Here is a 603-nt window from a genome sequence, read left to right as displayed (position 1 = left end):
CCGGCCGGCGGCGTCGGACGGGACGCCTCTGCCGCACCGCAGGCCGGTGGACTATAGAAGCGACGGCAGCGGAATCTCAACGGCCGAGCCGGGGGACCTACGATCTTGAAAGCCCTCATGGCGGCTCACCGGGGCCCTCGGCACAGCGCCGCAAGAGGTCCGGGCAGCCAGGCGGAGTCCGGGGCCTGAAGCTGCCGTTCCATCGCCCCGGCCTCTGCAGGCAGCCTCTCTTCAGTGGCTGCACCGCTCATTTTTACAGACCCCGGCGGCGATGCGGAGGCATACGGCCCACTGTAGGTTTGTGACGATTCCTCCTGTCTCCAGAACTCGGGCGGACCCGCGCAGCCGGGCCCGCCCACCCGCAGTCATGTAAGGAGTCCGCCATGGCCTGGAACGCCAAGGTCATGTTCTTCCGCTTCCCCGACCCCGCCCTCACCTACCAGGCCTTCTCCGAGGTCAAGCAACTGCCGTCAGTGGGCCGGGCGGCGATTCTGGAGCGTGCGGAGGACGGCACCCTGTCCGTGCCCGAGAGCTACGAACCCGGCGCCGGCCGCACCACGGCGGTCGGCGGCGTCGTCGGCGCGCTGGTCGGAGTGCTCGGCG

The 603-nt window shown here is 70.0% G+C and carries 1 pseudogene; it reads left to right on the top strand.

Annotated features, from left to right (window positions below):
- Nucleotides 1-383: 383 nt before the first annotated feature.
- Nucleotides 384-603 (top strand): annotated as a pseudogene (locus B7L92_RS38450) (histidine kinase); the annotation flags it as partial.

Origin of the sequence: Streptomyces viridosporus (assembly GCF_002078235.1) — a bacterium.
Taxonomy (GTDB): Bacteria; Actinomycetota; Actinomycetes; order Streptomycetales; family Streptomycetaceae; genus Streptomyces; species Streptomyces viridosporus.
The sequence above is the reverse complement of the archived record's forward strand: the minus strand, read 5'-3'. Positions and strand labels throughout refer to the sequence as shown.